This window comes from Pseudomonas sp. GW821-FHT01D09 (genome assembly GCF_059422465.1).
In genome coordinates, this window is the sequence record NZ_JBWKWY010000016.1 from 86,871 (window position 1) to 112,641 (window position 25,771).

At 59.1% G+C, this 25,771-nt stretch carries 20 protein-coding genes; 11 read left to right on the plus strand and 9 right to left on the minus strand.

The genetic code is table 11. The annotated features are described in order from the left end of the window. Positions 1-13: 13 nt before the first annotated feature. The 4 genes from AC07W7_RS15935 to yaaA form a co-directional block, all read right to left on the minus strand. Positions 14-1,183, minus strand: a complete 1,170-nt coding sequence (locus AC07W7_RS15935; protein WP_197883337.1) for an alginate biosynthesis protein Alg44 — start codon at positions 1,181-1,183, stop codon at positions 14-16. Positions 1,184-1,220: 37 nt separating this feature from the next. Continuing rightward, positions 1,221-2,711 carry a mannuronan synthase gene (gene alg8, locus AC07W7_RS15940; RefSeq protein WP_197883339.1) on the minus strand — a complete coding sequence of 497 codons (1,491 nt, stop codon included), beginning with the start codon at positions 2,709-2,711 and terminating at the stop codon, positions 1,221-1,223. Between the two features lie 74 nt (positions 2,712-2,785). Continuing rightward, positions 2,786-4,102 carry a nucleotide sugar dehydrogenase gene (locus AC07W7_RS15945; protein WP_236309051.1) on the minus strand — a complete coding sequence of 439 codons (1,317 nt, stop codon included), beginning with the start codon at positions 4,100-4,102 and terminating at the stop codon, positions 2,786-2,788. Positions 4,103-4,953: 851 nt separating this feature from the next. Next, complete coding sequence (gene yaaA / locus AC07W7_RS15950) at positions 4,954-5,733, minus strand: peroxide stress protein YaaA (protein WP_099167668.1); 780 nt, start codon at positions 5,731-5,733, stop codon at positions 4,954-4,956. Between the two features lie 147 nt (positions 5,734-5,880). Here yaaA and AC07W7_RS15955 point away from each other — a divergent pair, with 147 nt between their 5' ends. The 9 genes from AC07W7_RS15955 to AC07W7_RS15995 all read left to right on the plus strand — a co-directional run bounded on the left by AC07W7_RS15955 (position 5,881) and on the right by AC07W7_RS15995 (position 18,155). Continuing rightward, a complete protein-coding gene (locus AC07W7_RS15955; RefSeq protein ID WP_495039669.1) occupies positions 5,881-7,005 on the plus strand; it encodes a polysaccharide deacetylase family protein in 1,125 nt (374 codons plus the stop codon). 323 nt (positions 7,006-7,328) lie between these two features. After that, positions 7,329-8,723, plus strand: a complete 1,395-nt coding sequence (locus AC07W7_RS15960) for a PhoH family protein (RefSeq protein WP_076962333.1) — start codon at positions 7,329-7,331, stop codon at positions 8,721-8,723. A gap of 163 nt (positions 8,724-8,886) precedes the next feature. Then, entirely contained in the window at positions 8,887-9,360 is a 474-nt protein-coding gene (gene moaC / locus AC07W7_RS15965) for a cyclic pyranopterin monophosphate synthase MoaC (RefSeq protein WP_495039670.1), read from the plus strand. Further along, positions 9,357-9,599 (plus strand): molybdopterin converting factor subunit 1, encoded by a 243-nt coding sequence (gene moaD / locus AC07W7_RS15970; protein ID WP_495039671.1) that lies wholly within the window; start codon positions 9,357-9,359, stop codon positions 9,597-9,599. The genes moaC and moaD overlap by 4 nt, the downstream gene beginning before the upstream one ends. Positions 9,600-9,601: 2 nt before the next feature. Then, a complete protein-coding gene (gene moaE / locus AC07W7_RS15975) occupies positions 9,602-10,054 on the plus strand; it encodes a molybdopterin synthase catalytic subunit MoaE (RefSeq protein WP_495039672.1) in 453 nt (150 codons plus the stop codon). Positions 10,055-10,262: 208 nt separating this feature from the next. Further along, positions 10,263-11,408 carry a hypothetical protein gene (locus AC07W7_RS15980; protein ID WP_495039673.1) on the plus strand — a complete coding sequence of 382 codons (1,146 nt, stop codon included), beginning with the start codon at positions 10,263-10,265 and terminating at the stop codon, positions 11,406-11,408. A 26-nt stretch (positions 11,409-11,434) separates the two neighbouring features. Further along, complete coding sequence (locus AC07W7_RS15985; RefSeq protein WP_495039674.1) at positions 11,435-12,211, plus strand: hypothetical protein; 777 nt, start codon at positions 11,435-11,437, stop codon at positions 12,209-12,211. A 42-nt stretch (positions 12,212-12,253) separates the two neighbouring features. Then, positions 12,254-13,246, plus strand: a complete 993-nt coding sequence (locus AC07W7_RS15990; RefSeq protein ID WP_495039675.1) for a hypothetical protein — start codon at positions 12,254-12,256, stop codon at positions 13,244-13,246. Positions 13,247-13,289: 43 nt separating this feature from the next. Then, positions 13,290-18,155 carry an RHS repeat domain-containing protein gene (locus AC07W7_RS15995; RefSeq protein ID WP_495039676.1) on the plus strand — a complete coding sequence of 1,622 codons (4,866 nt, stop codon included), beginning with the start codon at positions 13,290-13,292 and terminating at the stop codon, positions 18,153-18,155. Between the two features lie 17 nt (positions 18,156-18,172). Here AC07W7_RS15995 and AC07W7_RS16000 read toward each other — a convergent pair whose 3' ends face one another. The 3 genes from AC07W7_RS16000 to AC07W7_RS16010 form a co-directional block, all read right to left on the minus strand. After that, positions 18,173-19,300, minus strand: a complete 1,128-nt coding sequence (locus AC07W7_RS16000; protein WP_495039677.1) for an NAD(P)/FAD-dependent oxidoreductase — start codon at positions 19,298-19,300, stop codon at positions 18,173-18,175. 250 nt (positions 19,301-19,550) lie between these two features. Continuing rightward, complete coding sequence (rhlB, locus tag AC07W7_RS16005; protein WP_076962340.1) at positions 19,551-21,023, minus strand: ATP-dependent RNA helicase RhlB; 1,473 nt, start codon at positions 21,021-21,023, stop codon at positions 19,551-19,553. A gap of 78 nt (positions 21,024-21,101) precedes the next feature. Next, complete coding sequence (locus AC07W7_RS16010; protein WP_495039678.1) at positions 21,102-21,776, minus strand: alpha/beta hydrolase; 675 nt, start codon at positions 21,774-21,776, stop codon at positions 21,102-21,104. Positions 21,777-22,033: 257 nt separating this feature from the next. On the opposite strand from AC07W7_RS16010, the gene AC07W7_RS16015 reads away from it, so the two are divergent. Beyond that, positions 22,034-22,693 carry a FadR/GntR family transcriptional regulator gene (locus AC07W7_RS16015; protein WP_076962342.1) on the plus strand — a complete coding sequence of 220 codons (660 nt, stop codon included), beginning with the start codon at positions 22,034-22,036 and terminating at the stop codon, positions 22,691-22,693. Then, positions 22,683-23,963, plus strand: coding sequence for a CynX/NimT family MFS transporter (locus tag AC07W7_RS16020; protein WP_495039679.1), 1,281 nt, complete (start codon positions 22,683-22,685; stop codon positions 23,961-23,963). Before AC07W7_RS16015 ends, AC07W7_RS16020 begins: the two co-directional genes overlap by 11 nt. Here the strand turns inward: AC07W7_RS16020 and AC07W7_RS16025 are convergent. Both AC07W7_RS16025 and AC07W7_RS16030 read right to left on the minus strand, forming a co-directional pair. Continuing rightward, entirely contained in the window at positions 23,960-24,607 is a 648-nt protein-coding gene (locus AC07W7_RS16025) for a DUF1120 domain-containing protein (RefSeq protein ID WP_495039680.1), read from the minus strand. The two genes, AC07W7_RS16020 and AC07W7_RS16025, sit on opposite strands and share 4 nt — an antisense overlap. Positions 24,608-24,624: 17 nt before the next feature. After that, a complete protein-coding gene (locus tag AC07W7_RS16030; protein ID WP_495039681.1) occupies positions 24,625-25,767 on the minus strand; it encodes a DUF1120 domain-containing protein in 1,143 nt (380 codons plus the stop codon). Positions 25,768-25,771: the final 4 nt, after the last annotated feature.

Consider the following 25,771-nt stretch of genomic DNA (forward strand, 5'->3'; position numbering starts at 1 on the left):
AGAGTCGTCATGGTTACAGACCCGCAGCCATGGCTTTATCGATCAGCCAGTTCAGGGATGGGCCGCGGTCGCTGGTCACTTCTACCGGGCGGCCGGCGTAGGCGCTGTCCAGCGGCGTATCGGGCTTGATCTGCACGCGGATATCCGAGGACAGGTCGGCGCTGTTGAGGCTGGTGCTGCTGACGATGGTGCCGGTGCGCACTTGTTCCTCATCGGCCACCTGGAAGTTCACGCGGGTGCCAGGGCGCACATCAGCGAACTGGCGATAGGAGAACCGCGCCTCGACATTCGCCTGGCTGCCACGCGGCACCAGTTGGAAGATCACATCACCCTTGCTCGCGTATTGGCCGTCGGCCACCAACTGCTGGGCGACGATGCAGTCGCAGGGCGAGGTCAGGGTGCCGGTCATTTGCTTGCCGAACAGCTCTTCGACCTTGGCCGGTTGCAGTTGGTCTTCGTCCAGGTGGCCCTTAAGCACATCCAGCATGCTGGTGCTGAAGGTCGCCAGTGGCGCGCCTTTGGCGGCAACCCCGTTGTCCTTGATCAGGCTTTGCACGGTGCCGTCGCGGGGCATGGTCACGTTCATCCCCGGCACGCTGACCAGGCCGGCCTGGGCGTGGCTGACGAAGTACATGCCATACACCGACTTGAACACAAAACCGAACGCCGCCAGGCCCACCAGGAAGATCGCCAGGCTGAAGGTCACGGCGCGCAGGCGGCCAAAGGCGCTCATGCCGCTGCCGCTGTCCTTGACCTTGCGTGCCTTGGTGAAGTTGTCGCGCTGCAGGGTCGCCAGCACGTCGCCCATGGTCACGATATCGCCGGACAGGTGCGAAGTGATCAGGTGACGCAGTGTGGAAATATCCCGGGCATCCAGGTTCTGGAACTGGCAGCCGGTGCGGCCGGTCTGGCGGTCGTGGGAGCGCACCATCAGCTCCACGTCCATCGCCAGGCCGAGGTTGTCGATGACAAATTGCAGGCGGCCCTTGTGCACCTCGCCGACCTTCAGCGGTTGTTGGGCGGCATTGAAGGCCAGGCCGCCGGCGGACAGGTCGATGACCCGTACTTCCATGGGGGTGCGGTCGGCACCGAAGAAGCGCAGCTTGGCCGGGATTTTCACCCGGGCGTGTTGGCGCTGGGCTTCGGATTCGTGGACAACATTGGCGTTTACTTGACTGTTCATCAGGGCATTTCCTTAAGTTAATTCAGGCTTGGCAGGGTCAGACCATCATCAGCAACACGGCGACGAAAATGCTGCCGGCGGAGAAGGTCATGGTCCGAGACGACCAGGTGTTGAACCAACGCTGTGCGCTTTCCAAATCACGGGTCAGTTTGGTGTCCTGGCGGGTCCAGGATTGTTGATCGAGGCGGAAGAACACGTAGATCTTCACCAGCGCGCCCATGATCTGGTTGTAATAGAGAATCATCGGGTAGGCGGGGCCGATCTTGTGCCCCGAGCACGCCAGCAACAGAGTCAGGATCAGGCGGGTGATGCCGATCCACAGCAGGTAAACGAGGATGAACGCCCCGCCGTACTTGAAGGTGGCGATGATCGCCACGGTCAGGCCCAGCAGCGAGGTCCACATCGATACGCGCTGGTCGAACAGCACCACGCTGGTGAACAGGCCCAGCCGCTGCATACCCAGGCCCAGGGCCCGGGAGTTCTGGCGCAGGTTATTGCCGTACCAGCGGAACATCAGCTTGCGGCTGGCCTTGATAAAGCTCTTTTCCGGTGGGTGCTCGACGGTGTTGATCGCCGCATCCGGCACGTAGAAGGTGTCGTAGCCCAGGCGCATCAGGCTGAACCAGCTGGATTTGTCATCGCCGGTCAGGAACTTGAAGCGGCCCAGGCGCCAGTGTTGCAGCGAGTCGCTTTCCACATCGGCGATAAAGCCGGGGTCGGTGACCACGCTGGCGCGGAACACCGACATGCGTCCGGTCATGGTCAGCACGCGCTTGGACAGGGCCATGGAACACATGTTGATGTGGCGCTGGGCGAAGCGCAGTTTGTGCCACTCGCTCATGATGTAGCCGCCGCGCACTTCGCAGAACTCGTTGGTGGTCAGGCCGCCGACATTGCCGAACAGCTGGAACCACGGCACGGTCTTGCGCACTACGCCTTCGGCGAGCACGGTGTCGCCATCGATCACGGCCACCACGGCGCGCTCGTCCGGCAGGTGGCGGGATATCGCGCGGAAACCGAAGGCCAGGCCGTCGCGCTTGCCGGTGCCGGCGATCCGCACGAAGTCGAGCTTGACGTGAGCCGGTGGGTTCATCTTTTCCCAGAGGCTCTTGACCAGCAGCTCATCGGACATTTCCACCAGCGAGCAGACCACGGTGGTGGGGAAACCACACTCGATGGCCTCGCGAATCACCGAGCTGTAAACCTGGGCGGTGGTCAACGCGTCGATCCGAAAACTGGTGACCATCAGGAACACGTGGGACGGGTCCGCCGCCTTGCCCAGCTTGCGCACTTTGCGCCGCAGGTGCGGGTAGACCACGTACAAAAACAGCATGCCGCGAAAGAAATGCGTAGCCCCCATCGAGTAGCGCCAGATGCCTACGGCGCCAATCAGGAAAATGAAATTCTTCGACTCGGAGTCGAACGTACTCGCCGGCAGCAGCAGGGCGAGACCCATCAGCAGGCTCAGAAAGAACAGCCAGCCGGTGGATTGCAGTAGTACGTGTTTTAACGTGGACATAAGCGTCATCCGAAGGTGAAGAAGGCTTCAAGCTGCAAGCGCTGGGGATCAGGACACTTGCAGCTTGAAACTTGCCGTTGCTGTTACCAGCAAATGCCTTCGGTACGGCCACTGACGCTGGTGGCCTGGGCCATAAAGCCCACCAGGTCGACCACTTGCTTGCCGTGCGGCGCTTGCTGGGCCAGGGCACGGAATTTCTCGTCGCGGTTGCCGAGGATGATCACGTCGCTGTTGTTGATCACATCGTCGAAGTCCGAGTTGAGCAGGGACGACACGTGGGGGATCTTGCCTTCGATGTAGTCCTTGTTCGCCCCATGCACACGGGCGTACTCGACGTTGCTGTCGTAGATGCTCAGGTCAAAGCCCTTGCCGATCAGCATTTCCGCCAGTTCCACCAGCGGGCTTTCGCGCAGGTCATCGGTGCCGGCCTTGAAGCTCAGGCCCAACAGGGCGACCTTGCGCTTGTCGTGGCTGGAGACGATGTCGAAGGCGTTCTGCACCTGGGACTCGTTGCTGCGCATCAGCGAGTTGAGCAGCGGCGCTTCCACATCCAGGGCGCTGGCGCGGTAGGTCAGGGCGCGCACGTCCTTGGGCAGGCACGAGCCGCCGAAGGCAAAGCCGGGGCGCATGTAGTACTGGGACAGGTTGAGGGTCTTGTCCTGGCAGACCACTTCCATCACTTCGCGACCATCCACGCCTACGGCCTTGGCGATGTTGCCGATTTCGTTGGCGAAGGTCACTTTGGTGGCGTGCCACACGTTGCAGGTGTACTTGATCATCTCGGCAACGGCGATGTCCTTGCGGATGATCGGTGCGTCGAGCTCTTCGTACAGCGACTGCAGGACATCGCCCGAGGCTTTGTCCAGCTCGCCGATCACCGTCATCGGTGGCTGGTCGTAGTCGGCGATGGCGGTGGATTCGCGCAGGAACTCCGGGTTGACCGCGACACCGAAGTCGACCCCGGCTTTTTTGCCGGAGCAGTCTTCGAGGATCGGGATCACCACGTTGGCCACGGTGCCGGGCAACACCGTGCTGCGCACCACGATGGTGTGGCGGGTGGTCTTGTCACGCAGGACAAAACCGATCTCGCGGCATACCGCCTCGATGTAGTTGAGTTCCAGGTCACCGTTCTTCTTGCTCGGCGTGCCGACACAGATCATCGACAGGTCGGTATCGCGGATGGCGTCGGCGAAGTCGGTGGTACCGCGCAACCGGCCGCTGGCAATGCCCTGGCTCAACAGTTCGCCCAGGCCCGGTTCAACAATGGGGGATTTGCCCGCGTTGATCAGGTCGATCTTATCCTTGGAAATGTCTACGCCGACCACTTCATGGCCCCGTGCAGACAGGCAACCGGCACAGACTGCGCCCACGTAACCCAAACCAAATATGCTGATGCGCATCGCATTTACCTCTATCTTTATCACGCCATTAGATGGCCGGAGTTCATGTTTTCAAGCGTCACTCATGCACTAGGGAATGCGGTGAATAGACACAGCACTGCCACGTACAGGCATGTTAAAAGTCGAGTGACTAACTAATGCACTCAAGTTGTGCGCAACTTGGCCTTGTTGTTGGGGCTTGCCCTGAAATGCAGCCAGCCTTCGCAAAGAAGGGGCTGGCGGCAGTGCCGCAAGGTCTTGATATGGGCTTTAAGCCCTTATCTATCAATGCCTTGGGCTGGCTCAGCCTTGGCCTTGTAGGGGATGGTTATGCAACCTTATCGCCCGCCCTCAACTAAACAGTTGATAATCAGACCGAAGAGGCAAAGTTATATATGACAACTTTGCTACTTTCGTTGGTCACTGTGTAAGTCATATCGCACAAGAACAGAGATAATCGTTACCGGTGGTATGAGCGGCGCTGGGAGACATAGTTCCGGGCCGCTCATCCTGTTTCTAGGAATTTCTTGAGATATTGGCAAAGATGGCACTAGTACTATATTGATAGCACTTGCGGATTGGGCTAGTAGATATAGGGAGTTGGCGCGGGGATATAGTTTTATGCCACTACTGTTTGAAAAAAGTGGTGCCACTACGAAAAAAACTGACGAATGTCGAGTGAAAGAAACGTTAGTAATTCTGAAGAAATATTATTGGCGTCAAAGTAATGACGATTTCATTGGGGAAATGCAGATGAAGTGTGGGAGCTGGCTTGCCTGCGATAGCGGTCTGCCAGTTGCCAAATGTGTTGCTGACCCACCGCTATCGCAGGCAAGCCAGCTCCCACATTGGACTCGCGCTGTGCTGTCGACCTACTCCGGTGCGTGATCGCGCAAAAACACCAGCTTATCCGGCTTGGACTGCTCGGCACTGAAGCGATAACCCTGCACATCGAACTGCTTGAGCTTGGCCGGGTCGTTGATGCGCTCTTGGATGACAAAGCGGCTCATCATGCCGCGGGCCTTCTTGGCGTAGAAACTGATGATCTTGTACTGGCCGTTCTTCAGGTCCTTGAACTCGGTGTTGATGATCCGTGCGTTCAGGGCCGGGCGCTTGACCGCCGAGAAGTACTCGTTGGACGCCAGGTTCAGCAGCACATCATCGCCTTGCTCGGCCAGGGCCTCGTTGAGCCATTCGCTGATGCGCGTGCCCCAGAAGGCGTACAGGTCCTTGCCACGGGCATTGGCCAGCTTGGTGCCCATCTCCAGGCGGTACGGCATCATCAGGTCCAGCGGGCGCAGCAGGCCGTACAGGCCCGAGAGCATGCGCAGGTGGTTTTGGGCGTAGGTAAAGTCGGCGTCGCTGAAGGTCTGGGCATTGAGGCCGGTGTAGACATCGCCCTTGAAGGCCAGCAGCGCCTGCTTGGCATTGGCCGGGGTGAAGGCCGGGGTCCAGCTGCCGAAACGTGCGGCGTTGAGGCCGCCGATCTTGTCGGAAACATGCATCAGCTCGCTGATCTGCGCCGGGCTCAGCTCGCGCAGTTGCTCGATCAACACCTGGGAGTGGTCGAGGTATTGCGGCTGGGTTACGCGCTGGGTCGCAGGCGGGGTCTCGAAATCGAGGGTTTTGGCGGGGGAAATCACCGTCAGCATGAAGTCGTCTCCTGTAATCGTCGGGGGATTCTAGGGGGTTGGGGCGTTGGACTCCACCTATCACGCCAATAGCTGCCATACGGTTATCCCTGTGGGAGGATAGTGATCGGCTATAGTGGCCGACGAATCAGGAGGGGGAGACCTGTTGTGCGAATTGCGCTTTTAGTGTGCGCCTGGCTGACGTGCCTGGGCGCCCAGGCGGCCAGTGTGGATGTCGCGACCCTGGACCGTGGCACCTGGCCGGAAAAACTCAGCAGCCCGGCGCTGTTTGATGTGGCATCACGCGCCGAAATCCTTATGTTCGCCAATACCCTGCTGGCCAGCGAGGCCCTGGATGAACCTGCGCTGAAGCAGCGCCTGGGGCTGAAGATCATCAACCAGGGCGCCATTGACGACCTGCGCCGCCACCTCTGGCAACGGCTGCTGGAAAACTACACATTCGCCCAGCAAAGCTGCGAACAGGACGCCTCATTCTGCTACCTGGTGGACAACATGGACGACCTGCGCGAGCAGGCCGGCAAGTTCGAGGTGAGCGAGCAGTCCTTCTATATAGGCTGGGCCGGCCCCAGCCGCGTGTTTCACCAGCGCTATCTGGACGAGCTGTTGCGCAAGGCCGCGCTGTTCCCGCAGATCGGCAGCGAGGTGGCGCGTTATGGCGATTTCGAGCGCAATGGCGATGAGCTCAACGACCGCCTGTTTTTACTGACCTTCGATGGCGGCCCGGCACCGCTCAACGGCAACACCGACTGGCTGGCCGACTACCTGCGCAAGCAAAAAATGACGGCAATCTTCTTTGCCTTGGGCAACAGCCTGCAAACCCGTCTGGAAAAGACCTCGGCCGCCGATGTACAGGCCTTGTACCAGGGCCAGTGCGTGGGCATCCAGGGTTGGCAATACCGCTCCCACAGCCATTGGGTCGACTGGCAAAGCTCCATCACCCGCAGTGCCTCGCTGACCCAGAACCTGCTGCCGGAAAACTACGTGCCGCTGTTCCGCCCGCCCTATGGCCAGCGCCGGGCGGACAGCCAGGGCTTCTTCCAGGGCCAGGGCCTGCAGGTGGCGCTGTGGGATATCGACTCCCAGGATGAGCCCGGCCTGCTCAAGGCCGACGAATCGGCCCAGCGCGTGCTGACGCTGATGTTGTTGTGGCGCAAAGGGGTGATTGTGTTCCACGACACCCAGGATAAGGCGCGGGTCGCATTGCCCTTATTGCTTCAGGCAACGGCGCAAAGTGGGCTGGGTTGGCAGGACTGTCGGGAGGCGTTTCGCTGACAAGCGCAAAGGCCCGGCCCTGTTGGGGATGAGGGGGTTTCGGGGTGATTTGCTGCGACATTTCGATGCAGGCGGACTTCCGACTTTAGCGGTGTGCGTGGCGGCCCGCCAGTGCTATTCGTCATCCTGAAAAATAAACTTCAAAAAAGCGTCAAAGTGCTTTTTCCTGTCATGGGTTTTGCGGTATTACGAAGGCAGATCGCCGAAACCTGCAACACAGGTGGCGTCTTCCCAGACTCCCTTTGTGGTGTATTCGGTGGTCGAATCGAGGCGCAGCACTGTTGTGGTATTGCGTCGACTGGCTCCCACAAAGGTGACCGAGTATGGATGATCATGGACGTAACCCTTCTTCCGACCAGCCAATCCTTTATGTGCTTGATACCAATGTATTGATCCACGATCCAAACGCGTTGCTCAATTTTGAAGAACACCACGTCGCCATCCCGATGATCGTGCTTGAGGAGCTCGACAAACTCAAAAGCGGGCACCACAGCGTGGCCGCCGAATGCCGCCAGGCGATCCGCCTGATCGACAAGACCCTGGGCGAAGCCTCGCCCGAGGATGTGGAAGTCGGCGTACCGATCCAGCGCGGCAAGAGCGGGCCCAAGGGCTTGCTGTCGATCCTGATGAGCAAGCGCAGCGAACCCAACAGCCTGCTGCCGGAAAACCTCAACGACAACAAGATCATCAACCAACTGATCGACCTGCACGCGCGCGACAAGGACCTGCGCCTGGTGCTGGTGACCAAAGACATCAATATGCGCCTCAAGGCACGAGCGTGTGGGATCGCTGCCGAGGACTACAGCACCGACCAACTGGTCGACGACGTGTCGATGCTGTCCCGTGGTTATCACATGATGACCGGCTCGTTCTGGGACCGCGTGAGCAAGGTCGAGACCCGCCAGGACCATGGCCGCACCTGGCACCAGGTGCAACTGATCGACAACCTGCCGGCCGTACATATCAATGAATTCATCGTCGACGAGCAGGGCTTCGTGGGCTGGATCAAAGAGATCCAGGTCGACAAGCTGCTGATCCTCGACCTGCATCAGGAGCCCCTGTTGCACCAGGAAGCCTGGGGCCTGAAACCGCGTGATATCTACCAGAGCCTGGCGCTGTACGCGCTGCTCGACCCGGACATCCACCTGGTCAACCTGACCGGCGCGGCGGGTTCGGGCAAGACCATCCTCGCCCTGGCGGCGGCCATCGAGCAGACCATGGTCACCAAGCGTTATCGGCGCATCATCGCCACCCGCAGCGTGCAGGGCCTGGACCAGGAAATCGGCTTTTTGCCCGGCACCGAAGCAGAAAAAATGGAGCCATGGCTGGGGGCGATCACCGACAACCTCGAAGCCTTGCACATGGATGACGAAAACACCCATGGCAGCGTCGACTACATCCTCAGCAAAGTGCCGTTGCAGTTCAAATCCCTCAACTACATCCGGGGGCGCAGCTTCCAACAGAGTCTGATTCTGATCGATGAATGCCAGAACCTTACGCCGCACCAGATGAAAACCATCATCACCCGTGCCGGCGCCGGTTCCAAAGTGGTGTGCCTGGGCAACCTGGCACAGATCGACACCCCTTACCTGTCCGCGACCAGCTCCGGGCTGACCTACCTGACAGAACGCTTCAAGGACTTCCCGAACGGCGTGCACATCGCCTTGCAGGGCGTTCCTCGCTCGATTCTGGCCGAATACGCCGAATCCCATCTATAACCGCCCAGTGTGGGAGCGGGCTTGTCGGGTCGCCGCATCGCCGCGATAGCGGTGGGTCAGTCGATGATAAGTTGACTGACGCGCCGCTATCGCAGGCAAGCCCGCTCCCACCTTTTGATCTGCGTTGGGTTTACAATCGGGGCTTCTGATCAGGAGTATCCCCGTGCTGACCCATCTCGATTCCCAGGGCCGTGCCCATATGGTCGACGTCACCGACAAAACCGTGACGTTCCGCGAAGCCGTGGCCGAAGCACGGGTGCGCATGCTGCCCCAGACCCTGCAAATGATCGTCGACGGCGCCCACCCCAAGGGCGATGTGTTCGCCGTGGCGCGCATCGCCGGGATCCAGGCGGCCAAGAAGACCAGCGACCTGATCCCCCTGTGCCATCCGCTGATGTTGACGGGCGTCAAGGTTGAACTGGCCGCCGAAGGGGAAAATACCGTGCACATCATCGCCCGCTGCAAACTGTCCGGGCAGACCGGCGTGGAAATGGAAGCGCTGACGGCCGCCAGCGTCGCCGCGTTGACTATCTACGACATGTGCAAGGCAGTGGATCGCGGCATGACCATCGAGTACATCCGCCTGCTGGAAAAGCTCGGCGGCAAAAGCGGGCATTTCAAGGCGGACCAGGCATGAGCATCCACGTACTGTTTTTTGCACGCTACAGCGAGGCCGTAGGCCTGGACTCCCTGGAGGTCGAAGGCGACTTCGCCACGGTCGATGCCGTGCGCCAGGCACTGGCCGCTGACCCGGGCTTCGAGGTGCTTAACGAAGCCAGCCTGATGTGCGCGCGCAACCAGGATCTGTGTGCCCTCGACGAGCCGTTGCAAGCCGGTGATGAAGTGGCCTTCTTCCCGCCCGTGACCGGAGGCTGACCATGGCCATTCGTGTGCAAGCCCAACCCTTTGACCCCGGCGCCGAAGTCAACGCCATGCACGCCGCCAACGTGGGCGTGGGCGCGGTGGTGAGCTTTGTCGGTTATGTACGCGATTTCAACGACGGCCTCGATGTGGCGGGGATGTTCCTCGAACACTACCCCGGCATGACCGAAAAGGCCCTGGCCAAGATCGCCACCGAAGCCGAACAGCGCTGGCCGCTGCTCAAGCTCGAAGTGCTGCACCGCATCGGCACCCTGGAGCCCGGCGAACCCATCGTATTCGTCGCCGCCGCCAGCGCCCATCGTCAGGCGGCGTTTGAGGCGTGTGCGTTTGTGATGGACTACCTCAAGACCCGGGCGCCGTTCTGGAAGAAGGAAAATACCAGTGAAGGGGCGCGGTGGGTGGAGGGGCGGGAGAGTGATCATCGGGCGGCGGGGCGGTGGAAGGTGTAAATGCATAGGATGTGCATTTCATAGGTGAGTAGTGAATTTAAAAGCCTGAAGTTATTTCGTTTTGATTTGAACAACTGTCAGTTCTGACAGTTGTTGTCCTTCTTTATTGTGTTTCTAATGCTCTCTAAGGCACAGGCAAATAACAAATGTCTGGGATGTGCCTGTGACTTCTCTAATTGATTGATTTCAATGTCCAAAGGAGAGCGTTATGGCCCGGAAGACTGGTAGTTGCCGGCTTGCACTTTTTAAAATCGGGCTAGCCAACTCTTATTCAAAAAACGATTCGCTATATGCCAATGGTCGTCACCAATGCGGGATCATTATTCAGGTTGTTAAAGAGGTTTTTACAGCATCTGGGCAGTGGGAGCGTGCAGCCCTGACCGACGAGGAATGCGCTAGTGTAACGGTCTGTAAGTTTTCAGAGCAGGCTATCCAGGGCCTGCCGGAAGGATGGAGCTGTGATAATGAAAAAAACATATACAGTGTTGGACTCTATCAGCCTGGGGTAGGGGCTAAAAAATTAATCAGTTATCTTGATCCCCATGTAGACAATATTGTTCGCTACTTGCGCGTAGATGGGGTGGGCGTGCATGACGAAGTAGAATTTATGGCTGTTATGTGTTTGGAGGGGGAGACTTACACAACGGCCTTGTTGAATGCTAAGTCAAGTTCTGGGTCGTCTGTCATCATCAAGTCAGTTGCCCCTTACGGGCTGCCTGTCGAGAGCCTTGAGGCTTATGCTGATACAGGCGCCTTTGCAGATGGGTTTACGCTAGTGGCTGTTTATTATTGGGTGCTGCCTAGGGGGATGTGGATTGTTGAAAATAAGGGGATTGATAAGCCCGTTACGATACCCGATGAGGGTGATAATTTTAAAACTATCGAAGTCTTTAATTATGGGTTTGGGGATCTAGGCCTAAAGATAGGTGTTGTGATTAATAAAGATAATCCTGGGTTATTGCTGCGCACGGATGATATCCATAAAAATCTTCCAACATCGGTGCCAAACCCAGTTATAAGATTTTATGAGAGGCCTACGCTCATGCGAGCGGTGAGGCTTATATCTACGGTCTTTCCGGTCCCGAGCAAGGGTGATGGTTTATGGCGGTTGGTAGATAATTTTGGCAGTGAGCATCGTTATTTTTTAAGTTTGGCAGGGAATGGAAGTATCATAATAGAGAGCAGGGGCGAGCTTGAGCCAGAGTTTCGGGTTGTGAGATTTTTTGTAGATCTCCCTAACGGTCAGGATTTTACTAATGCTCTTTACGCTAATAATAATCATCAATGCCAAGTCAATATTGAAGTGATCCTTGAACAAAAAAAATCGATGGGCAGTGGGAGCGGGTACCGCTGACTGCGACTCAGAGAAAAAGCGTTACTTTGACTAAGTTTTCAGCTAATCCCCAGCAGTCACTTCCTGCTGGTTGGAGTTGTGATCAGGAAAAAAACAAGTATGACTTGGGTCTCTGGAACTCTGGTGTCACGACGGATTTCGACGATGTTGCTTCGGAGGTGGTTCAGCAAGAGGTTCTGGCGCGTTTTTTACGTGTTGCTCCAGGCCCCTTACAAACGCAGCGCTTTATGGCCAGCATCACGATAAGAGGCAAAATATATACCACTAATTCAGTTGAGGGTATTGGTACTCCTATTTCCTGGATAGCTGTTTCACCCGTTCGTCCTTATGTTCTTGGTGTTAGTGAGCTAACAAGACACCTAGAGAGAAGGGCGTATTATGACAGTGATGCTGGTGTTTATGTGCGTGTTTATTATTGGATGCCTCCAATCGGGCTTTCATTTTTTGATAACTTGGGTCTGAGTAATCCTACTCCTATAATTAATGAGGGGGAGCATTTCAATACTGCCGTTTTTTCTCATGAGTTTGGTCGGGTAAAAATTGGGGTGGTTGTCGGGCGAGATGGAGTCGGGCAGTTGATTTATATGAGGGATGTCCAGCGAGGTGTATATGCAAACAAAAATCCGCTTATCGAATTTAATAAGCGCAGCACGATTATGCGGGCTATAGAGTTTGTAGGGCCTGTCCCCGGAGAGGCAGCATCAGTATTTAGTTACTGGACTTTGAGGGATAACTTTGGATGTGAACATCGGTATCGTTTGTCCTTTCTTCCTTTGGTGGGCAGTTTGGAGCTGACTGGGTGAGCCTTGCTAGACGTAGAACTGTTATTTTTAGGGAGAGTCTAAATGAAAGCGGGTAATGTACGGCTAGAGCACTTTGAAATTCAGACTGAAACGGGAGGGGCGACCACCAAAGCGCTGTATGCCAATGGTCGCCATCAATGCAAGCTTGTGGTGCTGATTACCAAGATTATAGAAGATGAATTAGGAAACCCGCAGTTTAAAGAGTTGACTGCGGCAGAGCGTAATAGTCTGACTGTGACTCGATATTCACCGACCCCTGGTGTTCCCCTCCCCGCCGGATGGTACTGTGATACTGAGAAAAATATATATGATTCTGGGCTTTGGAGCAGAGGGGGAAGCAAGAGAGAAAAGGTAGATTTTTTTTCGGTAGCTGCGAAGCCTCCTTTAACTAATCGCCCATTGGAAATGTTGGAACGGTATATGCGGGTTGATGCTACTCAGCCTATTCAAATACAACGATTTATGGCTCGTATCCAAGTGGCAGGGAAGGTGTATACGACAAATTACACTGATGAAGATTCGTCGTTTCATTCCTGGGTGGAAATTCAGCCAGAACGTCCTTATGTCTTGAGGGTGGCTGATCTTGTTCGCTACATTGATACCAAAGCTTATGAAGATAAAGTCAATCGTATTTCTGTTTATGTCCATTATTGGAGGCCGCCACAAGGAATAATTTTTTTTCAGAATTTAGGGATCACTAACCCGTTGAGTGTAAAAAATGAGGGACGGCTTTTTAAAACTTCGGATATTTCGATAGGTGGAGTTGACAGGAAAGCCGGGATTCTTGTTGGTAGGGATTCTTTTGAGCAACCGCTGTTCATGGCAGATGTACAACAAGGGATTTATCAGGGGGATGGCCCAGAGATTGAGTATCGGCGGCATTTTACAGTGATGCGCGCAATAATGCTTCAGGGCGGAGTACCCCCGACGGCTGACAGGGACACAGGGCATTGGACTCTGTTGGATAACTTCGGATGCGAACATAGGTATCGTTTGGAACTGAATTGGACGTCTGATTTGAAATTGACTGACTAGCTCGATACTTATTGATTTTTTATCAAGGCAAGGAGAGGTCCTTATGAATGTCTACTCTAATGCATTCAATTTCAGCTCTTACCTCAGCGGTTCAGTCGATGCACGTACAGGCCAATATTCCAGCCAGATTCGGTTGGTAACCCTATATCCGCAAGGTGCCCTTGAGGTGGGCAGGGACATTACTCTGGCGTTCTCGATGATGAATACCTTATCGTCGGGCTATGGGTTGGGCTGGCGCCTCAGCAATACTGAGTTTGATATCAGTACCAATCGCCTGACGCTGATCAGCGGTGAGCAGTTTAAGGCCCAGGCCTTACCTCCTGTAAACGGAAGGATGGTCATCAGGGACCGCAAACTGAGGGATTTGGTCGTCGAGCGGCCTAATTCCACTACGCTGAATGTGATCTACAAAGACGGCACCATAGAAGTGTTACAGCGCACTGGCAGTACTGTGCCATACCGCATCGTTGCCATGCTGTTCGAGAACGGTGAGCGCCTGACCTTCGACTATGAGAAAACAGGTTTTTTGGATCGTATCCTCAATCACAAGCAGGAAGAACTGCTGGTGTTGGCCTATTCGGGTCAGCGGCTGCTGACCGCTGATGCGCGGGTCGAGGGTGGTCGTTATGCCCGCGTTCGGTTTACTTACAGCAATGGCCGCCTGACGGGGGTGACGGCCCCCTACGATCGTAGTGAACCGCCGGGCACTGCGGCTTATGTGTTTGAGTACTGGCCGCCATTTCGCAACGGGCTGGTTGCGCTCATGCAAGTGCGGTCGCCGATGGGCGGGCAGGAACTGATTACTTATGCGGAGAATGGGCATCAGTACGGCAACAACCAATATATTCCACGGGTCATCAACTGGGTGCAGACACCGGGGGCCAGCCAGCCCGATATGAGCCGGACTTATGCCTACAGTTCGGGCAAGAGTTTTACCGGTTATCCGTTCTCCGGCGGTTTTCGTGAAGGCGAAGACAACCTGTACCTGGTAGGCAGCGATTATGACTACTGGACCGAGGAAACCAGCCGGGGCGCTAATAATGAGGTGCTGAGCGTCACCAAAACCACCTACAACAAGTTTCACCTGTTGACCGAAGAACTGGTTCGGCGCGAGGGGACGCTGACTAAAACGAGCATCACCTACAACACGGTCCCTGGCCTGTTCCCCGCCCAGCCGGCCAACCTCCAACTGCCCAAGACCATCACCAAACGTTATGAACTGATGGCGGGTGGCCCCCCGAGGGAAGAGGTCCAGCAGATCGAAACGGATGACTATGGCAACGAACTCAGCCGCACCGAGCCTTCCGGTATCCGCACCGAATACAGCTATTACCCGATTGCCGGTGAAAGCGGCAAATGCCCGGCCGACCCCCATGGGTTGTTCCCGCGCTACCTCAAACAAGAGCGACTGGTGCCCGCAGGAGGCACACCTGCCGCGCGACTCACGGAATATACCCATACCCGCGTGCCGCAAACGGGCAGCAGTTATTTTGTGCTACAGCAATCGAGCAGCCAGGCCGGTGTGTTGGCCGTGCAGCAGACTTACTACGAAACCCCTATCGAACTGGCTGGACGGTTGAAAAGCACCACCAGTACGGTTGGTGGGCAGGCGTTGACCAGTGATTTCAGCTATGTCATTCAGGGCGATAACCTTATCGAAACCCGGCGGCTGAAAGGGCGCGAAGAGCAAGGAAAGCAATGGCTTGAGGCCAAACGCACGCTTTCGCTGGTCAATCGACGCCTGTTGTCAATGACGCGAGATGGCGGCAGCACGCTGGATCTGGCATTTGATATCAATGGCCGGTTAATCATGGAAACGGCTGCTCCCGGCACGCCGCAGAAAGCCACGCGGCAATATGCCTACCATTTTGCGGAACAGGGCAAGTGCGCCCATCTGATCACTACCGATGCGCAAGGTAACAAGGCCATTACCTACTACGATGGCGCTGGACGCCAGGTGTCCGAAGCACAGTGTCTGGGCTCCAATCAGGAGCGAGCCACCTGTACCTGGCGTTATGACGCGCTTGGGCAAACCGTGGAAGTGGTCAATATGGACTACGTGACCGACGGGCAGCGCTTATTGAAAAGCACCCATACCTACAGCCGCTGGGGTAATCCTAGCCGTGTCACCTACGGCGATGGTCGTGTCGAGATCAATGAGTACGACCCGCTGCTCAATCTGACGGAGGAAGGCGTTGTGGGTGGGGAGCGGCTGATCACCTATTTCAATGCGCATAACCAGCCGATCAAGGTGGAGCGCCTGGACGACAACAACAATAAGGTTGAACTGGAATCACGTACGTACGATGGTCTGGGCCGATGCCTGACGGCAGTGGATATCAATAAGACCGTCACCGAGTTTACCTACGACGGGTTTGACCGGCTGGTGACGACCCTTCAAAAACCGGTTGACGGTACCCCACAGCGGCTGAGTAAAACGGACTATGCCCCTGGCACCGCTAGTGAGTCGGTCAGTGCTATCACGGTCGACAGCAAGCTGCTGGGCGCGCGTACTTACGACAGCCTGGGCCGGATGACCAGCCAGGCGCGCGGGACGGGGCCGGCCACGACCTGGGAGTACGAGGCAGAATGGGCGGAACCGGTTGCCATGGTTTCCCCAAGTGGTGGTCGCCAGGTCATGACCTATGACAAACAACTCGATGTGCCGACCCGAATTGAGATGACAGGGCTCCCGGTGAGCACCTATCGGCATGACCCGTTGGGCGGCGCATTGACGCGCTCGGAGACCAATGGCCTGATTCATGAGTTTTTCCAGGATGCCAATGGCCATCCCATGAAGGACGTTCAAACTGCCAACGGTACTTCCCTGACCACGCAGTATGGCTACTCCCCGGCAGGGCGCCTGCTGCACCAGACCTCCGCCGATGGCCAGCGCAGTGAACTTGCCTACGATACCCATGGGCGGTTTGCCAGGATGACCACCGGCTCCATGGTTATCGAGCAGACTTACGATACCTTGGGCCGGCCGCAGAACTTGACCACGGCCTACGACAGTACGCGGGTTATTACCAAGGTGTCCTACGATTCGCTGGGGCGGGAAGCCGAGCGTCGCTTTGAGCAAAACGGTGCGCTGTTTCAGGTATTGGCCAGCACGTATCACGTCAACGGTATGTTGGCGACACGGGTGCTGAAGGATGCGGGTTCACAGGTGGTGATTGGCGAGACCTTTACCTACGACGCCTACCTGCGGCTCAAAACCTACCGCTGTACCGGGCTTGAGCACCCCAAGGATCACCTGGGCCGGGGTATTACCGGGGAGGAGTTCACCTTCGACAGCCTCAATAACATTACCCAGGTCATCACCACCTTTGCCGATGGCTCCCAGGATACCTGCAAGCGCTATTTCACCGGCGCCGACCCAACCCAGTTGACCCGCCTGACCCACACCCGCCCGGCGCAGAATTTCACCCTCACCTATGATGCGGCAGGCAATTTGCAGGCGAGCCCGGAGGGCCACGCCTATACGTACAATGGCTTTGAGCAGTTGACGACGGTGCAGGCCGGCCCCTTCAAGTACAGCTACCAATATGACGCCGAGGCGCGCCAGGTCCTTGCATCCCGGGGCAATGAGCCGCCCGTGATGCTGGCGTACACCGGCGAGCGTCTTGAGCTACTGGTTGAAGGCAGTAAAAAGATCCGCTTCGCCGACGGTGGGGATGAGGTGATGGCGCGCAGTGGGGGGGTGGACGGCCCGCAACTGCATATGAACGATGCCAGCGGCAGTGTGCGCGGTGTATCGGCGCCCGGGCAGCCCCATGTCCGTCGGCACTACACGCCCTACGGCGATGCCCATATCCCCCTGGATGATGGCAAGGTCCGCAGCATGGCCGACCTGCAACTGCCGGCGTTCAATGGCGAGCGGTTGGATGTGGCGAGCAATCTGTATTTCCTCGGTAACGGTCTGCGGGCCTACAGTCCTTATCTGAGGATGTTCTTGCAGGCTGATCCGTTGAGCCCATTTGATAAGGGGGGGATCAACAGTTATGCCTATTGTGCCGGTAATCCGGTCAACCTGACGGACCCCAGTGGGATGTGGCCGAACTGGTTCAAGTGGGCGTTGACCGGGGTAGCACTGGTGTTGTCGGTGGTAACGTTTGGGTTTGGGGCACCCGCTCTTGCGGCAGCACTCGGGGCGACGGCTCCGACAATTGCTGCGGGGCTAGCCACGACGGTAGCGGTGATGGCAGCGGTGACGGTGCCAGCCGCTATGGGAGCGTTGGCGAGCACGGCAGTCGCTGCGGCTGCGACTGTCGCTACGACTATCGCAGCCACCGGAGCGTGGCTCATTGCCTCCAAGGCAGCGATCACCGTCGGCGCGGGGCTCGGTGTTGTAAGCGGAACGTTGAGTGTCGGGGGGCTGGCTATTGCCGAGGTCGATAAAGCAATGGGCTGGGACCGTTCGCGCATTATCAGTCGTCTGGGGTGGGCATCCCTCGGGTTTTCAATTGCCTCGTTAGTAGTGGGTATTGGGGGGGCTTATACCTCGGCGCATATGGCCTACACCTCTGCGGTCTCCAAGGCTGCCGGGGCCGGAAAACTGATGGAAAGCCCAGGCGCTGCGGGGCTAATCGCGGGGGCCAAACGCATGGCGGGGTTGACCTATAAATTCAAGGAAAAATGGGGCATCACCCCATACAGCCAGGCTTTTGGAGTTACACGGGCTGTGTTGAGATTTACCAACCTTGGCCGCTCAATCGAAGCCAGAAGCAAATCACCCGCCATACCCCGACCGGAGGGTGGCGGTTCTACTCCAGCCCAACCTCAGTCGCAACCCATTGTCAGTCGAGTGACCGATATGCCCAGCAGCAGCACCGGCTACTACCAGTTATTCAGAGACGAAGCCTCGCGCATTCGCCAACCCATCCTGGGGGAATTGTATCGAGGGTAGCCCTGGCATACGCCGCCTCAACCCAGGCGCCGGGGCGACAACATCGCCTCGGTCAAGCCCGCATCTACCAGCGCCTCGGGTAACGCCAGCCCGCGCACCAGCGCCGCGCTGGCATGGCCCATGGCGGGTGAGGTCTGGATGCCGTAGCCACCCTGGGCCGCAACCCAGAACAAGCCCTCTACCTGGGGATCGAAGCCACACACCAGGTCGCCATCGCTGACAAAACTGCGCAGCCCGGCCCAGGTGCGCGTAGGGCGGCGGATGGTCAGGGTGGTGGCCTGTTCGATGTGATAGATACCCGTGGCAATATCCAGCTCTTCGGGCTGTACATCGTGGGGCTCCACCGGGTCGGCATTGGCCGGTGAACCGAGGAACATACCGGCGTCGGGCTTCATATAGAACGAGCCGTCGAGGGCGGCCAGTTCCGGCCAGGCGTGGATATTCATATCGGCGGGCGGGGCGAAGATAAAGGCACTGCGGCGCTTGGGTTGCAGGCCGATTTTTTCTGCGCCGGCCAGTTGCGCGACGGCATCGGCCCAGGCTCCGGCGGCGTTGATAAGCACCGGGGCGCTGAAGCGTTGTTGCGCGGTGCGAACCTGCCATTGGCCCTGATCGTCACGGGTCAGTTTCTGCACCTCATGGTCGGTGTGGATTACCCCGCCATTGCGCCGAATGCCGCGCAAGTAGCCCTGGTACAGCGCGTCGGTATCGATATCGCAGACGGTCGGATCGTAGATCGCCCCGTGGACTTTTTCCGCGCGCAGGATCGGCAGCCTGTGCAGCGCCTCCTCGGCACTCAGCAACTGCGTCTCGGGCACCAGGGCCTTGGCACTCAGGTATTGGCGCTGCAACTCGTCAGGATCGCCCACCAGGTCCACCAGCAATTCGCCACGGGGCGTGAGCAAGGGGTGTTCGGTAAAGCCTGCGGGCGGGTGGTCGAAGAAGTCGCGGCTGCCCAGGGTCAGGGCGCGCACTTGTGGCGTGCCATAGGCGGCGATATACAGGGCGGCGGAACGGCCGGTGGAGTGATAACCCGGCATGGACTCACGCTCCAGCACGATGACGCGGGCGTGTCGGGACAGCCAGTAACCGGTGGAGGCACCGGCAATGCCGCCGCCGATGATGAGGTAGTCGGCCTGGTTCATGGGCTCCTCCTTGAATGTGCAAGCGCTGAAAGCCAATGTGGGCTTGTGTGGGAGCGGGCTTGCCCTAATGCCGTTCAGTTAAGCGAACGCAATGCTCAAAGCAGCGAAGATCAAATGTGGGAGCGGGCTTGCTCGCGATGACGTCGGCCCAGCAAACATTGATGTTGACTGACCCACTGCTTTCGCGAGCAAGCTCGCTCCCACACAAGCCCCACACAAGCGGGCACCCACAGGTTTACCGCATTCCAGCTTAAGGGCGTTTACGCTCTACGGGGCGCAGCAAGTGCGTCGGCGGCGTTTCACAGCTGATCTTGCGGCCCAGCAGGGTTTCGATCGACGGCAACTGGTACGAGTCGTCTTCCCCGGCAAAGCTGATCGACACACCGGCAGCGCCCGCCCGGCCGGTACGGCCGATGCGGTGTACGTAGTCGTCCGGCACTTCCGGCAGGGTGAAGTTGATCACGTGGCTGATGCCGTCGATATGAATCCCGCGGCCTGCCACATCGGTGGCCACCAGCACACGGATCTTGCCTTCGCGAAAGCCTTCCAGGGTCTTGATGCGCTTGTGCTGCGGCACATCGCCCGACAGTTGCGCGGCGTTGACGCCATCGCGTACCAGGCGTTCTTCAATGCGCCGCACTTCGTCCTTGCGGTTGGCAAACACCATGACCCGCTCCCAGCCATTGTCGTTGACCAGGTTGTAGAGCAGCTTGTATTTGTCGGCACCGGCCACTGCATAGATATGCTGTTCGACGTTTTCGCTGGCGACGTTCAGCGCCTCGATCTCGACGATGGACGGGTCGGTGGTCCACTGTTTGGCAAGGTTCATCACGTCTTCGGTGAAGGTCGCGGAGAACAGCAGGGTCTGGCGTTCGTTTTTCGGTGGGGTCTGGCGAATGATCTGGCGCACTTGTGGGATAAAACCCATGTCGAGCATCCGGTCGGCTTCGTCCAGCACCATCACTTCAACCATGTCCAGGTGCACGTCGCCGCGCTGGTTGAAGTCCAGCAAACGGCCCGGCGTGGCGACCAGGATGTCGCAGTGCCGCGCTTCCAGGTGCTTGAGCTGTTTGTCGAAGTCCATGCCGCCCACAAACGTCATGACGTTGAGGCCGGTGTACTTGGTCAGGTCGGCGGCGTCCTTGGCGATCTGCACCACCAGCTCCCGGGTTGGGGCGATGATCAGGGCCCGTGGCTCGCCCATGTAGCGCTCTTTGGGCGGCGGGGTTTGCAGCAGCTGGGTAATGATCGAGATCAGGAACGCAGCGGTCTTGCCGGTGCCGGTCTGGGCGCGGCCGATGGCGTCTTTGCCGGCCAGGGTAAAGCCCAGGACCTGGGCCTGGATCGGCGTGCAGTACGGAAAGCCCAGGTCCTGGATGGCGTGCATCAGTTCCGGGGCCAGCTTGAAGTCGTGAAAGCGGGTCTTGCCCTCTTGGGGCTCGACCACGAAGTCTTCCAGTTTCCACGGCTTTACCACAGGTTTTGGCGCGCGTTCGCGGCGCGGTTTTTCCACGCGCGGTGGTTCTTCTGCGGGCTGGGCGGCTGGAGCCGGGGCGGCAGGCGTTGCGGGCGACGGTTTTGGCGAGGCAACAGGCGTGGTTCGGCCAGGCTGTTTACCGTCATTGCGGCTGCCGGAAGCGTGGACAGGGGCGCTGGGAACAGGGGCGAGTGGTTCAGCCTCGCTTTTACCGAACATCTTCTTGAGTGCTTTGAGCACGGTCATCTCATCAATTGGTTAAGGAATGTACGCCGGCCAGTGTAATGCAAGAATCGGGCGCGGCGTAGTGCGTTGGACATGCGGCTACACAATGGCTGGTTTTCCGCCCAGGCGGCCGCTCAACCAGGCGCCGATGTCGCGGATCTCTTCGGGCAACACTTCGTGACCCATTGGGTATTCCTGCCATGCCACGGTGACACCGCGCTGCTTTAAATGCTCATAGGCGCTACGGCCCATGGCGTTCTGCACCACTTCATCGTACTGGCCATGCAGGCACAGGGCCGGAATGCGCTGCTGGCTGGCGGACAGTTCCAGTTCATCGCTGAACGTTGGCGCATAGGTGGAGAGGGCAAGCACGCCACCCAGGGCGCCCTGCCATTGCACAAACGCAGCGTGCAGGACCACGGCGCCCCCCTGGGAAAAGCCGGCGAGGAAAATGCGCGAGGCGTCTATTCCGTTGGCTTTTTGTTGCTCGATCAAATCAGTGACCCGTTTTGCTGACTCATCCAGCTGTTCGCGGCTGATGGCCCGTGCCGGGGTCATGGCCAATATGTCGTACCAGCTTGGCATCTCGTAGCCGCCATTGATGCTCACCGCACGGGTCGGCGCCTGGGGTAATACAAAGCGGGTGGACAGCAAGGTTTCCTGCAGGGCTTCGGCCACGGGCAAGAAGTCATAGCGATCGGCACCCAGGCCATGCAACCAGATTACGCAGGCATCTGCGGGCTTGGCGGGCTGAAGAATCAAGGGTTCGCTCATGTTTGCTCCATAAATGTGCGTGCACGCCGAGGGAAGGCTTCGGGGGCGGTGTGTGCAAGGTGGCTCAGTTGACAAGATGTCGCAAGGCGGACTGTCTTGCTATGTCGGTCGATGTCAGAACTATCTGGGCGGTAACACTATCAGTGAGCACTGCCTGTGGGATAGCCGCTGGAATGACCTCGTGCGTTGCTTCTGTAGGCAACTCCGAATAGGCTGTACGAAAATTCATCCTATGATTGGACGAAAGTACCAAGCCCATGCCAGACATCGCCCCGCTGATCAAACGCTCCCTGGTTGACCAGGCCCTGGACCAACTGCGCCAGCGCATCGCCCAGGGCAAATGGGCGATTGGCGAACGCCTGCCCACCGAGCCGGAGTTGTCTGCCGAGCTGGGCATCAGCCGCAATACCGTGCGCGAGGCCATGCGGGTGCTGGCGTTTTCCGGGTTGATCGAGATCCGCCAGGGCGACGGCAGCTACCTGCGTTCGATGACCGATCCGCTGGGGGTGATGAACGCCATGTCCCAGTGCACCCTAGAGCAGGCGCAGGAGACGCGGCAGATTCTCGAAGTCGAGGCCATTGGCCTGGCGGCCTTGCGCCGCACCCCTGAGGATCTGCAGCGCCTGCACCAAGCGTTGCAGGCCAGCGGCGAGCACTACCATGGCGACCTGGAGCACTACATCCAGTGCGACCTGGTGTTCCACAAACGCCTGGTGGACGCCGCCCACAATCCGGCCTTGAGCGAGCTGTACCAATACTTTTCCAGCATCGTCGGCGCCCAGTTACGCCTGGCCCTGAATCTCAAGCCACGCCGCCAGGCGGTATTCGACCTGCATGTCGCACTGCTCGCTGCCGTGGAACAGCAGGACCCGCAGCGCGCCAAAGCCCTGTGCCGGCAGTTGATCAATGAACCTTGAACCTGAGAACACCATGCCCCGCCCTGAAAACGCCCTTGAAGAATTGCTGATCGACGCCGAGGTCGATGACGAGGTGGTCCAGCACAGCCCCCCCGTGGTGCATCGCCCGTGGTTGTTGCTGCTGGGCCTGGTCCTGGTGGCGTTGAACCTGCGCCCGGCGCTGGCGAGCATGGCGCCGCTGCTCGGCGACGTGTCCGCCAGCCTGGGGTTGTCGGCGGCCCGGGCCGGCCTGCTGACCACCTTGCCGGTGCTGTGCCTGGGCCTGTTTGCGCCCATGGCGCCGATCCTGGCCCGGCGTTTTGGCGCTGAACGGGTGGTGTTGGGCATCCTGCTGACCCTGGCGGCCGGGATCATGCTGCGCAGCTTGCTGGGTGAGGTCGGCCTGTTCGCCGGCAGCCTACTGGCCGGGGCCAGTATCGGCATTATCGGGGTGTTGTTGCCGGGTATCGTCAAGCGTGACTTTGCCAAACAGGCCGGGACCATGACCGGCGTCTACACCATGGCCCTGTGCCTGGGGGCGGCGTTGGCGGCGGGCGCCACTGTGCCGTTGAGTCACTCCTTTGCCCACAGCTGGAACATCGGCCTGGGCTTCTGGATGTTGCCGGCGCTGGTGGCGGCGCTGTGCTGGTTGCCGCAAGTCGGGCAGCGGCACGGTGCGCACCAGGTCGCTTATCGGGTCAAGGGGCTGCTGCGTGATCCGCTGGCCTGGCAGGTGACCCTGTACATGGGCCTGCAATCGTCCCTGGCCTACATTGTGTTCGGCTGGTTGCCGTCGATCCTTATCGGCCGTGGCCTGAGTGCCACGCAAGCCGGGCTGGTCCTGTCCGGCTCGATCATCGTGCAGTTGGCCAGTTCCCTGGCCGCCCCCTGGTTGGCCACCCGTGGCAAGGACCAGCGCCTGGCCATTGTGGTGGTGATGCTGTTGACCCTCGGCGGCCTGTTCGGGTGCCTGTATGCACCGCTGGACGGTTTGTGGGGCTGGGCGATCCTGCTGGGCCTGGGGCAGGGCGGTACGTTCAGCCTGGCGCTGACCCTGATCGTGCTGCGCTCGCGTGACGCCCACGTGGCCGCCAACCTGTCGGGCATGGCCCAGGGCATCGGCTACACCCTGGCGTCCCTCGGCCCGCTCGCGGTCGGCCTGGTGCATGACTGGACCGGAGGCTGGACGGCCATCGGCTGGATTTTCGCGCTGCTCGGCCTCGGGGCAATCGTCGCCGGGCTGGGCGCGGGGCGTGCGCGGTATGCGCAGGTCACCAGCGAAAAACTCTAGAGATACAGCACCTCCAGGGTCGCCGAGCCGTCGAGCAGGGTGTCGCTGCTCAGGTCCAGGTTCTGTCGGGCATTGATCACCGCCTCGACCTTGACCGTGCTGATCAACTCCTGGATCGCCGACGGCCCGGCAACGCTGCCTTGGGTGTCGGTGAACCCCAGGTAACTGTTGGCGCCGATATCAATGGGGTTGAGGTTGGCCGTGCGCCAGGCCGTGCCGCCGGTGGTGGATTCGGTGCCATAGACCGTGGCCGTGCTGTCCACCAGGGTGTGGCGGGGGTCGAAAGTCATGGAGTAGAGGCCCAGGCGATTGCCGCTGTTGTCCAGCCCCAGCCCGTAGTAGATCTCACTGTTGACCGTGGCCGTGCCATCGCGATTGTCGCGCATGCGCAGGGCGAAGCGGCTGGGGGCATTGCAGTCGATACTGACTTGCAACTGCTTGACCGGCAGGCGCGTGCCACGGTCAAGGTTGAGGTCCTGTTGGGAAATCTTGCCGTAGTCGATCAGCCCGCCACTGGACAGCAGCGGGGTGCAGGCCGTGGGGGTGATCTTGCCCCTGACGCTCAGGTCCACGGTCGAGGCCGCCAGTGCCGGCAGGGCCGAGCACAGCAGCAGGGAGGAAAAAACCAGGCAGTACTGATTCATAAGACGGGTTCCTGAGGTCAGAGGTAGATGATTTCGAGGGTGCCGGAACCATTGATCTGCACTACATTGCGCAGGTCCAGGGACTGGGTGGGGGCCAGGTAGGCCTTGATGCGCACGGTGCCGGCCAGGTGCTGGATGGCAATCGGGCCCTGGGTGTTGCCGAGGCTGTTGGTGAAGCCCATCAGGCTGTTGGCGGCGATGGGGATCTGCCGGGCACTGGAGCTGCTCCACGCCCGGCCGTTGCTGGTGGAGTCGGTGCGATAAAGCGTGCCGAAACTATCGGCGCTGAAGTCCGCCGGGTCGATGTTCAGGTAGTAGCGCCCGATCTTGTTGCGGCTGGCGTCCAGGTCCAGGCCGTAGGCGGTTTCATCGGTGCCGCCGGTGGCCGAGCCGAAACGGTTGTCATGCATCAGCAAGGCAAAGTGCGCGGGTGCATCGCAGCTCACGGAGAACTGCAAGGTGCGGGTGGGCAGTGGCGTTTCGTGGGTGGCGCTCAGGTCCTTGGCCAGCAAGGTGCCGTAGTCCACCAGGCCGCCGTTGGACAACTGCGGCGTGCAGGCGGCGGGGGCGAAGTGCGCGCGTAGGGTCAGTTCCCGGTAGCGGCCGCTCTGGCGTGCGTCGAATAGCCCGGATACTTCCCAGGTGGTTGCCTCGCGCACATGGGTGGCGGCCACGTCGGCCCAGGCACTGAGGCTCAGTTGCAGGGAAAGCTGGCGGCCCTGTACCACGCTGCCACCTTGCACCGGCGCGACGCCATGGCCTGGACGCCAACTCAATGTCGTACCGATGCTGGCGGGTGGCTGGCCGGCGCCCGGCAACAACCCCAGCTCCACGGCCTGGCCATCCAGCACGCCATCGCTGACGTGCAGGGCATAGCTGCCGTGCTCGGTAAATTGCAGGCGATGCGCGTTCGCCGCCAGGGCACTGTAGAACACGCTCATGTCCGCCGGGTGCGGGCAATTGAGGTTCAGGCTCAAGCGGCGCTCGCCGAGCAGGCGCTGGGGGGCGCTGTCGTTTTGTGCAAGGCGGCTCATCAGGCCGAAGTCCAGCAGCGACTCACTGATATTCAACTGGCACTCGTCATTGGCCAGGGCGTTGCCGGCAAGGCCGATGCTAAGCAATCCAGCGATCAGGCACCGCAGGGCGCGCAGAAGGGGCATGGTG